10 protein-coding genes and 1 pseudogene are annotated in these 13,563 nt (G+C 72.6%); 3 read left to right on the forward strand and 8 right to left on the reverse strand.

Annotated features, from left to right (window positions below):
• The 4 genes and pseudogenes from B7X32_RS11610 to B7X32_RS11625 all read right to left on the reverse strand — a co-directional run.
• Positions 1-223, reverse strand: a pseudogene (locus tag B7X32_RS11610) (hypothetical protein); the annotation flags it as partial.
• Positions 224-307: 84 nt separating this feature from the next.
• On the reverse strand, positions 308-742 hold the full coding sequence (locus tag B7X32_RS11615; protein WP_292719671.1) for a pyridoxamine 5'-phosphate oxidase family protein: 435 nt from the start codon (positions 740-742) through the stop codon (positions 308-310).
• Between the two features lie 59 nt (positions 743-801).
• Complete coding sequence (locus tag B7X32_RS11620; RefSeq protein ID WP_292719673.1) at positions 802-2,517, reverse strand: amidase; 1,716 nt, start codon at positions 2,515-2,517, stop codon at positions 802-804.
• A gap of 112 nt (positions 2,518-2,629) precedes the next feature.
• Complete coding sequence (locus tag B7X32_RS11625) at positions 2,630-3,664, reverse strand: agmatine/peptidylarginine deiminase (RefSeq protein ID WP_292719675.1); 1,035 nt, start codon at positions 3,662-3,664, stop codon at positions 2,630-2,632.
• A 69-nt stretch (positions 3,665-3,733) separates the two neighbouring features.
• Between B7X32_RS11625 and B7X32_RS11630 the strand changes: the two genes are divergently transcribed.
• On the forward strand, positions 3,734-4,330 hold the full coding sequence (locus B7X32_RS11630) for a TetR family transcriptional regulator C-terminal domain-containing protein (protein WP_292719677.1): 597 nt from the start codon (positions 3,734-3,736) through the stop codon (positions 4,328-4,330).
• Between the two features lie 176 nt (positions 4,331-4,506).
• Here B7X32_RS11630 and B7X32_RS11635 read toward each other — a convergent pair whose 3' ends face one another.
• Positions 4,507-5,106, reverse strand: a complete 600-nt coding sequence (locus B7X32_RS11635; protein WP_292719679.1) for a cysteine hydrolase — start codon at positions 5,104-5,106, stop codon at positions 4,507-4,509.
• On the reverse strand, positions 5,103-6,563 hold the full coding sequence (locus B7X32_RS11640) for a cytosine permease (protein ID WP_292719681.1): 1,461 nt from the start codon (positions 6,561-6,563) through the stop codon (positions 5,103-5,105). The genes B7X32_RS11635 and B7X32_RS11640 overlap by 4 nt, the downstream gene beginning before the upstream one ends.
• A 219-nt stretch (positions 6,564-6,782) precedes the next feature.
• On the opposite strand from B7X32_RS11640, the gene B7X32_RS11645 reads away from it, so the two are divergent.
• Positions 6,783-8,156, forward strand: a complete 1,374-nt coding sequence (locus B7X32_RS11645; RefSeq protein ID WP_292719684.1) for a pyridoxal-dependent decarboxylase — start codon at positions 6,783-6,785, stop codon at positions 8,154-8,156.
• 285 nt (positions 8,157-8,441) lie between these two features.
• Here the strand turns inward: B7X32_RS11645 and B7X32_RS11650 are convergent, their stop codons facing one another.
• Positions 8,442-9,728: a M18 family aminopeptidase gene (locus B7X32_RS11650; protein WP_292719686.1), complete on the reverse strand. Its 1,287-nt coding sequence runs from the start codon at positions 9,726-9,728 to the stop codon at positions 8,442-8,444.
• Positions 9,729-10,030: 302 nt separating this feature from the next.
• Here B7X32_RS11650 and helR point away from each other — a divergent pair, with 302 nt between their 5' ends.
• A complete protein-coding gene (gene helR, locus B7X32_RS11655) occupies positions 10,031-12,310 on the forward strand; it encodes an RNA polymerase recycling motor ATPase HelR (RefSeq protein WP_292719688.1) in 2,280 nt (759 codons plus the stop codon).
• Between the two features lie 115 nt (positions 12,311-12,425).
• Here helR and B7X32_RS11660 read toward each other — a convergent pair whose 3' ends face one another.
• Positions 12,426-13,442 (reverse strand): DUF5937 family protein, encoded by a 1,017-nt coding sequence (locus B7X32_RS11660; RefSeq protein WP_292719689.1) that lies wholly within the window; start codon positions 13,440-13,442, stop codon positions 12,426-12,428.
• Positions 13,443-13,563 lie beyond the last annotated feature (121 nt).

Here is a 13,563-nt window from a genome sequence, read left to right on the forward strand (position 1 = left end):
GCTCGCCGTCGAGCCTCGTGACCCGCACGATGCCCGCCGCGCGGTCGACCGATGAGACGAGCGCGTCGACCCAGCCGGCCGTGGTCGCGGCCGCGAGCCGCGCCTGGATCAGGTGCAGCGCGTGCCCCGGGGCGAAGGAGGAGCAGACGTCGCCGTGGTCGCACATGCACGCCGCAGCCTCACGCACCGGAAGGGGCGAAAGGTGGATGCGGGGCGTGGTCACGGTGGTCTCCTCACAGGATCGGTCCGATCAGGCTACGTCCGGGCGTGTCGCCGGCGCCAACGCCGCGAAATGTGCCGACACACTTCAATCGGTCGAGAGGATCGACTCGATCGCGCGGGGTGTGCGCTCGACGTCGTAGTCGCGCACCCACCGCGGATGGATCGCGATCACGATGAATCCGTCGGCGAGGGACCGCGATCCCGGATACTGCGCGTCGTAAGCCGTGGCGAGCCGGATCCGGGCGTCGCCATCCAGCACCTCGGCGACGCCCTCGATCTGCAGGCTGCGCACGGCGCCCGTGCCGACGACGAGCGCCACCCGCGGCTGGTCCCGCAGATTCGCGACCTTGCGCGCGGATGCGGGCGCGTTCACGACGAGGGTGCCGTCGTCGAGTGCGGCGATCCCGACCAGTGCCGCCTCGGGGGCTCCGTCGGCGGCGGTGGTCGCCAGCACGCCCTGCTTCTCCCGCCGCACGGTCGTGACGAGCATGGCGAGGGGCGAACGGGGTGCGGCGTCCATCCGCTCACGATAGCTGGGCGGGGTCGGCGCAGCGCTGCCGTGCAGCGCCCGCGCCGCGGTCAGAGCCGGGGCGTGCGCGGGGGCTCGGTGCGGCGGTCTCCGTCGGCGCCGATCGCCTCGAAGCCGGCGCCGAGCCGCAGCAGCGCCGTGTCGTCGTAGGCGCGGCCGATGAACGTGAGCCCGATCGGCATCCCGATGTCGGCCATGAGTCCCATCGGCACCGTCACGCTCGGGATGCCGAGGTGGCGCATCGGCAGGTTTCCGTTCGCGATCCAGGTGCCGTTGCGCCAGCCGAGATCCGCGGAGGCGGGGTTCACATCCATATCCGCGGGGCCGACGTCGGCGACCGCAGGGAACGCCACGGCGTCGAGGCCGAGCTCATCCATCCAGCGCTCGAGATCGATCCGGCGCGTCTCCTCGAGGCCGGCCAGGCCGTCCTCGAGCTCGGGGATCGTCGCGATCGTCGCACCCGGGTTCCGGCGCACCCAGTCCGGATACTCCGCGATGTCGTCGTCGAAGCCCGTGTAGCGATCGGGCAGGGCGCCCGCGGGGTGCGGGAAGATCGTCGCGCCGTCGACGTCGGCGAGGCTGTGCAGCTGCGGATCCCCGTTCGCGTCCAGGAAGTCGTTCCAGCCCCACGCCGACAGGTCCACGATCTCCCGGCGCAGGTACTCGGGCGTGACGAGACCGCGCGTGGCGATCGTCGGGGCGCCGGGACGGTCCCCCTCGTAGTTCGTCACGACCGGGAAGTCGACCTCGACGACCTCGGCTCCGGCACGCTCCAGATCCGCCCTGGCCTGCTTCCAGCGTGCGATGACCGACGCGCGGGTGTCGATGCGCTGCCCGGTCGGCCCTCCGATGCCGGGGTTCTCGGCCGTGCCGGCGTCGGGATCGGCGTTGATGTACATGCGGGGGATCCCGATCCGCTTCCCGGCCAGCGCCGCGGCCGCGCCGTCGGCGAGCGCCGGATAGGCGTCAGGGCGCACCTCCGAAGAGGCGGGCAGGGCGATCCACGGCTGGGCGCGCCAGAAATCGCCCCGGGTCTCGGCGTCGTCGGCGACGATCACGTCGAGGATCTCGAGGAGATCCGACATCGTGCGGGCGTGCGGCGCGACGACGTCCATTGTCGGCACGAGCGGCCAGTTGCCGCGCACCGAGATCACTCCGCGCGACGGGGTGTACGCGCACAGGGCGTTGTTGGTGGCGGGGCCGCGCCCGCTCGACCACGTCTCCTCGCCGAGTCCGAACGCGGCGAAGCTCGCCGCGGTCGCCGTGCCGGATCCGTTCGAGGATCCGGACGCGAACGGCGCCGTGAGGAAGGCGGCGTTGTAGGGGCTCTCGGCGCGGCCGTAGACGCCGCGCTGCATGCCGCCGTTGGCCATGGGGGGCATGTTCGTGAGGCCGAGGCAGATCGCGCCGCCCGCGCGGAGGCGCTCGATCGTGAACGCGTCGCGCTGGGCGACGAGCTCGGCGAACGCGGGGGAGCCGGCGGCCGCGGTGAGCCCTCGCACGAGGTAGCTGTCCTTCGCGGTGTACGGGATCCCGTCGAGCGGGCCGAGGACCTCGCCGCGGGCGCGCCGGGCATCCGAGGCCTCGGCCTCGTCGCGCGCGTCGGGATTGCGCACCACGACGGCGTTCAGCGCGGTGTCCGTTTCGGTGCCGTCGTAGGCGTCGATGCGGGCGAGGTAGGCGTCGACGAGGTCGACGGCCGTGGTCTCTCCGCTCTCCAGGGCTTCGCGCAGGCGCGCGATGGGGGTCTCGACGACATCGAACATGGGGGTCCTTCTTGGTGCTCGGTCACTGCGGGAGGCGGGGCGACGGTGGAAGCGGTTCGGGCGATCCGAGGCTGCGGCGCCCGCCGGGTGAGGGGCGGGCGCCGCGAGAACCTCAGCGGACGAGGGAGGGCTGCTGCTGGGTGATGCAGTGGACGCCGCCGCCGCGGTCGAAGAGCGGGCGGGCGTCGACGGTCACGACCCGCCGGCCGGGGTAGGCCTCCGCCAGGATGTCCCTGGCGCGCGTGTCGGCGACGTCGTCCCCGAACCCGCACGCGATCACGCCGTCGTTCGTGACGAGGTGGTTGACGTAGCTCCAGTCCACGAAGCCCTCCTCGTCGCGCAGCGTCAACGGAGCCGGCAGCTCGAGGATCTCGAACGCGCGGCCGGCGGCGTCCGTCTGCGCGGCCAGGTGCGCGCGCAGCGCGGCGGAGACCTCGAAGTCGGGATGTCCGGGATCCTGCTGCGCGTGCAGGAGGATCCGCCCAGGGGAGGCGATCGCGGCGACGATGTCGACGTGTCCGTTGGTGCCGAAGTCGTCGTAGTCGCGGGTGAGGCCGCGGGGGAGCCACACCGCCTTGGTCGCGCCGATCGTGCGGAGCATCTCCGCCTCGACGCGCTGCTTGTCGAGGTAGGGGTTGCGGCGCGGGTCGAGCTGCACGGTCTCGGTGAGCAGGACGGTGCCCTCGCCGTCGACGTGGATGCCGCCGCCCTCGTTCACGAGGGCGGAGCTGACGAGCTCGGCGCCCGCCTCGGCCGCGATGATGCGCGCGTGCTGCGCCGCGTCGTGCCAGCGAGCCCAGGCCGGGGCGCCCCAGCCGTTGAACACCCAGTCCACGGCGCCGAGCGCACCGGGGCGCTCCGGGTCGACGACGAACGTGGGGCCGGCATCGCGCATCCAGAACTCGTCGACCGGCGCCTCGAGGATCGTCACGTCGGACGACAGCATGCGGCGGGCGCGGGTGAGCTCGCTCGGATCCACGAGGATCGTCACGGGGGTGAACTCGGAGACGGCGTGCGCCACGGCGGTCCACGTGGCGTAGCCCTCCTCGCGGAGCGCGTCGGTGTCGCCGAGGGTCTCGCCCTCGGCGGGGAAGGCCATCCAGACGCGGTCGTGTCGGGCGGTCTCGCTGGGCATCAGCCAGGGCATCGGTGCTCCTCGGATCGGGTTCGTCACGCTTATTGAACAAGCGGCCAACTAGCGCTAATGTATAGCCCTATGAGCACCTCGTCAACCCCTCGGCCGAAGCGGATGCCGCCGGAGCAGCGGGAGAGGGCGATCCTCGAGGCTGCGGTGGATCTGGCCCGGCAGGGCGGTATCGCCGGACTCACCGTGCGCACGGTGGCCGCCGCCGCGGGCGTGACGCCGGCGCTGGTCGCGCACTACCGCCCGAGCATGGACGCGTTCGTCGCCGAGGTGTTCGGCGCGATCGTCGGGGCCGAGCGCGAGGAGGTCGTCGCCGACGGGCGCGCCGGCACGGGGCTTCGCGAACGGATCACCCGCGTCGTGGAGACCCTGCTCGACGGCGACCGCGACGACGTGACCCTGGTCTGGGTGCAGGCCTGGGCGGCGGGCGCGCGCAACGAGGAACTCGCCGCCCGGGTGCGGCTCGAGATGGACCTCTGGCAGCAGGACCTCGAACGGATCGTGGCCGATGGTGTCTCGGCGGGCGAGATCTCGCCGGAGCGCGCCGAGGGCGCGGCGTGGCTGCTGCTCGCGACCGTGGACGGGATGAACGCGCACTCCCTCGTGAAGTGGGCGCCCGAGGACCGCGCCGCTCTCGCCCGCCGCACCGTCGCGGCCCTCCTGGGCTGAGCGCTCTTTCCGCGAGACTCCAACTGGGCGACGAGACTGCGCTGATTTACCGCAGTCTCGTCGCCCAGTTGGAGTCTCGCGGTCAGGAGGGTGCCCACGGGGCAGCGCCCCACGGGGCAGCGCTCCACGGGGCATGCCCCACGGGGCAGCGCTCCCCGACACCCAAGGGCGGCGGGTCAGGGGGCGGGGCGGAGGAGGGGGAGCGCTGCTGCCGTGTCGGCGACGGTCAGCTGGGGCGGGTAGAGGGACATGACCTGGATCGCGGCGGCGTGGTTGGCGGGATCCGAGCCCGCGCAGGCGTCGGCCGCGATCGTCACTCGCGCACCCGCGTCGGCGGCGGCCAGGGCGGTCGAGATCACGCAGCAGTCCGTCGAGACGCCGGCGAGCACGACCGGGGCGGATCCGATGATCCGCTCCAGCTCCGGCCCCCACTTCCCGAACGTGGGCAGGTCGAGCGTCGGATGCGGGGAGAGGCTCCGCGCCTCGGGCACGATGTCGTAGAGCGGGTCGTCGGCCGGCTTGTCCGCGAAGGGCCAGGCCGCGAAGTAGTCGCCCCACGACGTGCGCCGATCCGCGGTGGGCAGCCACCGGGTCACGAGCACCCTGCCCGCCGCGGCGTCGGCGAGGCGGCGGATGTTCGCGAAAGCCTCGGGGAACATCGGGGATCCCCACGCCGAGTCCGGCGCGGCGAAGATGTTCTGCGGGTCGATCACGACGAGCCAGGGCGCGGCGGGCGGTGTCGAGGAGCCCGCCGCGAGCCCTGCGGCCGACGTCACGCCTGCTCCTGGCGGCGGATCCTCCCGGCGCGGGCGAACCAGGTCACCACGAAGCCCAGCACGAGCGCGAAGAAGACGCCGAGGTTGGCGTAGGCCCACTCGCCGTCCTTGCCGCCGATCAGGCCCAGGAAGTAGCCCTGCCAGTTGTTCCACGGCGCGGCCTCGGCGAAGTTGTTGATCACGAAGCCCCAGCCGATGACCGACGCGACCACGAGCGTGCCGATCGAGACGCCGTCCCAGGCTCCGTACCGTCCGCGCGCGTCGAAGAGCGCCTCGTCGTGGTAGTCCTTCTTGCGGCGCAGGATGTCGGCGATCAGGATCCCGGCCCAGGCCGCCATCGGCACGCCGAGCGTGATGAGGAACGACTGGAACGGCCCGAGGAAGTCCTGCGCGAAGAACACGACCACGATCGTGCCGATCGTGAGGATCACGCCGTCGACGGCCGCGGCCGCCGGGCGGGGGATCCGGATGCCGAGGCTCAGCAGCGTGAGCCCGGAGGAGTAGATTCCGAGCACCGCGCCCGAGACGAGGGTGAGGATCGCGACGATGAGGAACGGGAACAGCGCCCACGTCGGCAGCAGGGTCGCGAGCGCGCCGATCGGGTCGGCGGCGACCGCGGCGCTGAGCTTGTCGTCGGACCCCGCCAGCAGCAGGCCGAAGAACACCAGCACGATGGGGGCGACGGATCCGCCGATCGTGTTCCAGGCGACGATCTGCGTGTCGGAGGCCGTGCGCTTCTGGTAGCGCGACCAGTCCGCGGCGATGTTGATCCAGCCGAGTCCGAAGCCCGTCATCACCATGACCAGCGCGCCGATCGTCTGCGCCAGGGTGCCGTCGGGGTGCGCGAACGCCTTGGCCCAGTCGATGCTGTTCACCGTGAGGATGAGGAACAGGATCGTGAACGCCCCGGTCAGCCAGGTGAGCACCGACTGCAGCTTCATGATCGTGTGATAGCCGAGCACGGAGGCGCCCACGATGAGCGCCGCGACCAGCACGGTCGCGATGAGGTGCACGGCGACGTCGCCGTCGGCGCCCACCCAGCCCAGCGCGTGCAGCACGGTCGTGGTCGCGAGCACGGCGGTGATCGTGAGCGAGGTCTCCCACCCGATCGAGGTCAGCCACGACACGATGCCGGGGATCTTCTGCCCCTGCACGCCGAACGCGGCCCGCGACAGCACCATGGTCGGCGCGGATCCGCGCTTGCCGGCGATCGCGATGAGCCCGCACAGCGCGAACGACACCACGATGCCGACGATCGCCACGACCGTCGCCTGCCACAGCGAGATCCCGAATCCGAGCAGGAAGGATCCGTAGGACATGCCGAACACCGACACGTTCGCGGCGAACCACGGCCAGAACAGGTCGCGAGGACGCGCGGTGCGCTCGGACTCTGGGACGATCTCGATGCCACGCCGCTCGATGAGGGCGGCGGATCCGGGCTGGGAATCGGCGGACATGGCTTCATCCTGGCAGGGGTCGGGATCGTGTGGGCGCTCCGACGGGATTTCGGTGCCCTCGGAGCCCGCGCCGCGCCGCGAGATCCGCGGTTCTGCAGAGGCAGGGCGCACTGTGGCGCGCCCCCGGCGACGCGGTACGATATCGCCGACCCGTTGATCCGGCGCGGCATTCTGCTCGTCGCCGGGCGCCCGTCGGCTTCCGGGTCGGAAGGATCCTTCATGGACGCCGCGCGCATGCATGCCGCCTCGCCCGAATCCGCCGCGATCGTCGACGCCGTGCTCGACTACTCCCGCCGCCGGATGCTCGCCACGGATGTGCCGCTGGACAAGCCCCAGCCCGAGGCCGAGCTGCGCCGCCTGGTCGGCACGACCATCACCGATCAGGGCCTCGGCGCCCAGCGCGCGCTGAGCGTGTTCGAGCACATCCTCGCCCCGGCCAGCCTCACCACGAGCCACCCCGCATACCTCTCCTTCATCCCGACCGCGCCGACCGTCGCCTCGATCGCGTTCGACCTCGTGGTCTCCGCCTCCGGGCTCTACGGCGGCAGTTGGCTCGAGGGCGCCGGCGCCGTGCACGCCGAGAACGAGGTGCTCGCGTTCCTCGCGGCCGAGTTCGGGCTGCCCGCGACCGCCGGCGGCGTGTTCGTGCAGGGCGGCACGATCGGCAACCTGTCGGCGCTCGCCGCCGCGCGGGACCGCGCCGCGCGTCGCCTGACCGAGGCCGGCCGACCCCTCCCCGCGCGCTGGAAGCTCGTGTGCAGCATCGAGGCGCACTCCTCGAACAAGTCGGCCGCGAAGATCATGGACGTGGACGTCGTCGCGGTCCCGGCGGGGCCCGACGGCAAGCTGCGCGCCGATGCCGTGCGCGAGGCGCTCGAGGAGCACGGCGAGGCCGCGTTCGCCGTCGTCGCCACGGCTGGATCCACGAACTTCGGCATCGTCGACGACATCGCAGGGATCGCGGCGCTCAAGGACGAGTTCGACTTCTGGCTGCACATCGACGGCGCCTACGGGCTGACGGCGATGCTCGCCCCCGAGGCGCGGGAGTGGTTCGCGGGCGTGGAGCGCTCGGACTCGCTCATCGTGGATCCGCACAAGTGGCTGTACGCGCCGTTCGACTGCTGCGCACTGCTGTACCGCGACCCCGAGGACGGCCGTCGCGCGCATACCCAGCACGCGGAGTACCTGGACACCCTCACCGACACCGACGAGTTCAGCCCGTCGGACTACTCGATCCAGCTGACCCGGCGCCCCCGCGGGCTGCCGCTGTGGTTCTCCCTCGCGACCTACGGCGTGGACGCCTACCGCACCGCGGTCTCGGCGACGCTGTCGCTCACGCGCCGGATCGCCGACGAGATCGCGTCCCGCCCCGAGCTGCGCCTGGTGCGGGACCCGCAGCTGTCGGTCGTCGTGTTCGAGCGCGAGGGCTGGGAGCGCGCCGACTACGACCGCTGGTCCGATGAGCTGCTGCAGACGCAGCGCGCGCTCGTCGTGCCGAGCTCGCACGCCGGTCGCACGAACACGCGGTTCGCGATCCTCAATCCGCTGACGACCTTCGAGGACCTCGTCGGCATCCTGGACACGATGCGCTGACCCTTCGTCTCGCTGCGCTCGCTCAGGGACCGGGGTCTCGCTGCGCTCGCTCAGGGACCGGGGTCTCGCTGCGCTCGCTCAGGGACCAGGGTGCGGGGTGGGCCCTGAGCGAGGAGCGCCGCGACGAGACGAAGGGCGTGCCTTGCGAGGGTGCCGCGTTTCGCCTCGGTCGCGCTGCGCGCGTCCTCGCTCAACGACCCGGGGCGGCGGAGCGGCGGGGCGGTCGCGCTGCGGGCCGGCTCAGGCCGTGTGGCGACCCCGGGGGTGGCGGTTCTGCGGGCTGGCTCAGGCTGCGAAGAACGCCTTCGCGACCGCGGTCAGATCGTGCAGGTCGCTCACGCCGGCGAGCTCGCGCGCGGAGTGCATCGACAGGATCGGGATCCCCACGTCGACGGTGCGGATCCCGAGGCGGGTCGCCGTGATCGGGCCGATCGTGGATCCGCAGGGCACGTCGTTGTTCGAGACGAACTCCTGCGTCACGACGCCGGCGGCGTCGCACCAGCGGTGCCAGGCCGCGGCGCCCACGGCGTCGGTCGCATAGCGCTGGTTCGCGTTGATCTTCAGGATCGGGCCGGATCCGAGCACGGGCTGCACGACCGGGTCGTGCTTGCCGGCGTAGTTGGGGTGCACCGAGTGGCCGACGTCGCTGGACAGGCACCACGACGCCGCGTACGCGCGGTGCACGTCGACGGCGTCGGCGCCGAGGCCCGCATAGATCCGCTCCAGCACGTCCTCGAGGATCGGGCCGGCGGCGCCGGAGCGGGAGCCGGATCCGAGCTCCTCGTGGTCGAAGGCGGCGAGCACGGCGATCGCGTCCGGGTCGCCGTGGGCGGCGATCTCGCCGAGCGCGACCACGCCGGCGTGCACCGAGGCGAGGTCGTCCAGGCGCCCGCTCGCGAAGAAGGCGTCGTCCTTGCCGAACACGGCGCCGCGGGCGCTGTCGGCGACCACGGCGTCGAAGCCGCGGATGTCGCGCGGGTCGACCCCTGCCGCGCCGGCCAGCTCGGCGAGCAGGTCCGCCTCCTCTGGGTCGCCCAGGCCCCACACCGGCTGGGTCTCGTTCTGCTTGTCGAGCGCGAGGCCGTTGTTCACGCCGCGGTCGAGGTGGATCGCGAGCTGGGGCAGCCGCAGCAGCGGGCCCGTCGCGGCGAGCACGACCCGGCCGTCGGCGAGGGCGAGACGTCCGGCCAGGCGCAGCTCGCGGTCGAGCCACGAGTTCAGCAGCGGGCCGCCGTACACCTCGACGGCCGCCTGGAGCCAGCCCTTGGCCCCGGTGGTCGGACGCGGCTTGAGTTTGAAGCCGGGCGAGTCGGTGTGCGCGCCGAAGACGTGCGAGGGCGTGGTCGCGGTCGCACCGGCGGGGACGACCCAGGCGATGGCCGCGCCGTCGCGCACGATCACGAAGCGGCCGCCGACCTGCGCGGGCCAGGCCTCGGTCTCGTCGAGGCGGGTGAAGCCCTGCTCCTCGAGACGCCGGGCGACCTCCTCCGCCGCGTGGTAGCTGGACGGGGACGCGGCGACGTAGTCGGCCAGATCCTCGACATGCGTGCGGGCGGAGGCGGCGTGGGACATGAGGATCCTTCCGGGGCGGGAGCGCGACCGCCGAGACGGCGCAGAGCACCTTCGATGCTATCCGTGCGACCTGTCCGCGAGGCGGATCCGTCCGGCGTTCATTCGGCGTTCAGGTCGCGATCTCTGCTCCTCCAGACGCCGTTTCGGCACCGAAAGTGCGACCCGAACGTCGGGGAACGGAAAAGGGAGCGGGCCTCGCGGACCACTCCCTGCGCTTCCATTCTAACGGCGGGGGTGGGGCTTGCGGCAAGACCCCCCTGCGGGGGCAGACTGTGTGGTTTCGCCCAGGAATCGGAGGATCCGTGCGCCCTGAATCCACCCCTGTCACCGCCCTCGCCGCCGACCCGCAGACCCCCTCGTGGTCGCCCTCGGTCTTCGCCCTGCCGCCCGCCCTCGCCCGCAAGGCGGATCCGGCCCTCATCGCCGCGGACGACGCCCATCTCACCGCGATCCACGACCGCCTCGCCGAGGAGATCGACGCCCTCGAGGCGCGCCTCGTCCGGCTCCGCTCCGCCCCTGCGCGGCTCGGGCACGAGGCGCTCGAGCGCGACCTCGAGATCCACCGCTCGAGCTCGCGCCTGCAGCTGCTGCGCCGGTTCGGCGTCGACCTGTGCCTCGGGCGCATGGTCGTCGCGGGCGGCGCCGCCGGGTCCGGAGGCGCGACCGCAGCCGATCCAGAGACCGTCTACATCGGGCGCATCGGGCTGTCCGACGCCGGAGGGAGACGGCTGCTCGTCGATTGGCGGGCCCCCGCAGCCGAGCCGTTCTTCGCCGCGACGCATGCGGATCCGGAGGGCCTGATCAGCCGCCGCCGGTACCGCTGGGCCTCGCGCCGCATCACCGACTACTGGGACGAGGTGTTCGACCCCGAGGGGCTCGAGGGCGCGGCCGCGCTCGACGACCAGTCCGCCTTCATCGCCAGTCTCGGCGCCTCGCGCTCGCCGCGGATGCGGGACGTGCTCAGCACGATCCAGGCGGATCAGGACGCGATCATCCGCGCCTCGTCGCGCGCCCCTCTCGTCGTGGACGGCGGGCCTGGCACGGGCAAGACGGTCGTCGCGCTGCACAGGGCCGCCTATCTGATGCACGCCGAGCAGCGGCTCGGCCACGGCGGGATCCTGTTCATCGGCCCGCACCAGCCCTACCTCGCCTACATCGAGGACGTGCTGCCCGGTCTCGGCGAGGACAGCGTCCTCGTGTGCACGCTGTCGGATCTGGTCGAGGAGGGAAGGGCCGGCGACGGCATGCCGGAGGAGCGGGATCCGCTCGCGCGGGCGCTGAAGTCGGACGCGCGGCTGCTCGACGCGGTGACCGCCGCCGTGCGCTACCACGAGCACGCCCCGAGCGGGCGGCTGTTCGTGGAGACGCCGTGGCGGGACGTGATCGTGGAGCCGGCGGCGTGGACCGAGGCGTTCGATGCGCCGGAACCCGGCACGCCGCACAACGACGCGAGGGACGTCGTGTGGGAGGCGCTGATCGGCGCCCTCGTGGAGGACAACGCCGACGAGGACGTGCCGCCGCGACAGCTGGATCGCGCCCTGCGGCAGAGCGATGCGCTGCAACGGGCATTCGTTGCGGCCTGGCCGGTGCTGGATCCGGCCGGCGTCGTCGCCGATCTCTGGTCGACGCCGGCGTACCTGCGGATCTGCGCACCCTGGCTCGAGGACGACGAACGGGCGGCGCTGCGGCGGGAGGACGCGAGGGCGTGGACGCGACAGGATCTGCCGCTGCTCGACGCGGCCCGTGCGCTGACCGGAGACCCGGAGGGGGCGCGGCAGCGACGACGGCAGGAGGCCGTGACGGCGGAGGAGCGGGAGCAGCGAGAGCGGGTGCTCGACGAGCTGCTCGCGGCGGACGACGACAAGGAGAGCGCGATCACCGGGTTCTTCTTCGGCGACGACAGCGCGGGGGTGCGCGCGATGCTGCAGGACGAGGCCGCCCTGCCGCGCCTCGACCCCGATGCCCTCGCCGGGCCCTTCGCGCACGTGATCGTCGACGAGGCCCAGGAGCTCAGCGATGCCGAGTGGACGATGCTGCTGCGCCGGGTGCCGTCGCAGAGCCTCACGATCGTCGGCGACCGCGCGCAGGCGAGGCACGGGTTCCGCGAGTCGTGGACGGAGCGGCTGGAGCGGATCGGTCTTCGGCGCATCGAGCAGGCGTCGCTGCGCATCAACTACCGCACGCCGGAGGAGGTCATGGCGGAGGCCGAACCCGTGATCCGCGCGGCCCTGCCCGACGCGAACGTCCCGATCTCGGTGCGTTCGAGCGGTACGCCGGTGCGCCATGCGACGCCGGAGGACAGGGACGGGATCCTCGCCGCCTGGCTCGCGGCGCACGATGACGGCATCGCCTGCGTGATCGGCGATGACCGGCCGTTCCCGGATCCGCGGGTGCGGTTCCGCACGCCCGTGACCGCGAAGGGGCTCGAGTTCGACCTCGTCGTGCTCGTGGAACCGGCGTCCTTCGGGGAGGGGATCGAGGGCGCGGTCGACCGCTACGTCGCGATGACCCGCGCGACCCAGGAGCTCGTCGTGCTGGACCGGGGCCGTCTCCCCGGGGGTCGTCTCTCCCGGGGTCGTTGAGCGAGCGGAGCGAGACGCCCTTCGTCTCGTCGCTGCGCTCCTCGCTCAGGGACCGCTCCATGGACCGGTCCCTGAGCGAGCGGAGCGAGACGAAGGGCGCCGACGCCCCTGAAGATCAGAGCGCGGCGCCGACCAGCGCCTCGCCGAGCGGACTGCGCAGGTGCATCATCCGCGCCCCGTCGCGGGAGCTCACGATCAGGCCCGCGTCGCGCAGCACCGTGAGGTGGTGCGAGGCGGTGGAGGCGGCGATCCCCGCCTCCTCCGCCACGCGGGTGGTCGTGCGCGGCACATGCGCCGCCAGCAGGATGCCGGCGCGGACGGGGCCGACCAGCGCCTCGAGCGCGTGCACGAGGTCGTCCGCGTCCCTGGCCCAGCCGGCGGTCACTCCGCGGGCGGGGTAGTACAGCGTCGGCTGGGCGGGCGGCTCCGTGATCACCATGCAGCCCCAGGAGGACATCACGGAGGGGACGAGCACCAGCCCGCTGCCCCGGCAGTCGACGTCCTCGCTGTGCCGGCGCAGTCGCACCCGCACGGATCCGTCGCCCCAGCTCACCCAGGGATGGATGCCGGAGGCCATCGCGGCGAGCCCCTCGGTCGCGACGCTGCGGGAGCGTACGGCGACGTCCGCGCGCAGGATGCGCTCCAGCTGCGGCCAGACCGGGGCCATCGCGCTCTCCCAGACCTCGGCCCACGCGTCCGCGATGACGGTGCGCGCCCGCGCAGGGCGATCCTGCATGCCGCGCAGCACCTCCCGACGCCGACCGGAGGAGCGTGCGACCATCTTCCGCAGGTCCACGCGCATGCCCGCGACGGGGGCGGCGCGGATCGCCGCGAGCTCCTCGTCGGGGGTGAGATCCCAGCGGGCGGTCGTGGTGAGGAAGTCCGGCATGTAGCCGTCGGCGCCGATCACCTGCGCGAGCACGCCGAAGGCCTCCCGGGGCACCCGGCCCCGGAACTCCTTCAACCACCCCCAGGCGAGCGGATACTGCTCCGGCCGCAGCAGCACGCGGACCGCGTGCGCGAGTTCGTGCCCGGGCGAGATGCCGAACCGCACGGCCTGGATGTCACCGGGGCTGAGCCGGAAGTCGACACGGTGGTGCTCCCATTCCACGCCCTCCATGTTTCGATCCACATCGAAACTCTACGACGCGAGAAGCACCGCGGCGAGAGTGGGAGCACCCCACGGAGAGGACCAGATCATGAGCAGCATCGCCCCCGACATCGCCGTCGTCGCACCAGAGGAGATCCGCCTC

The sequence above is a fragment of the Microbacterium sp. 13-71-7 genome, from assembly GCF_002257455.1.
Classification (GTDB): Bacteria; Actinomycetota; Actinomycetes; order Actinomycetales; family Microbacteriaceae; genus Microbacterium.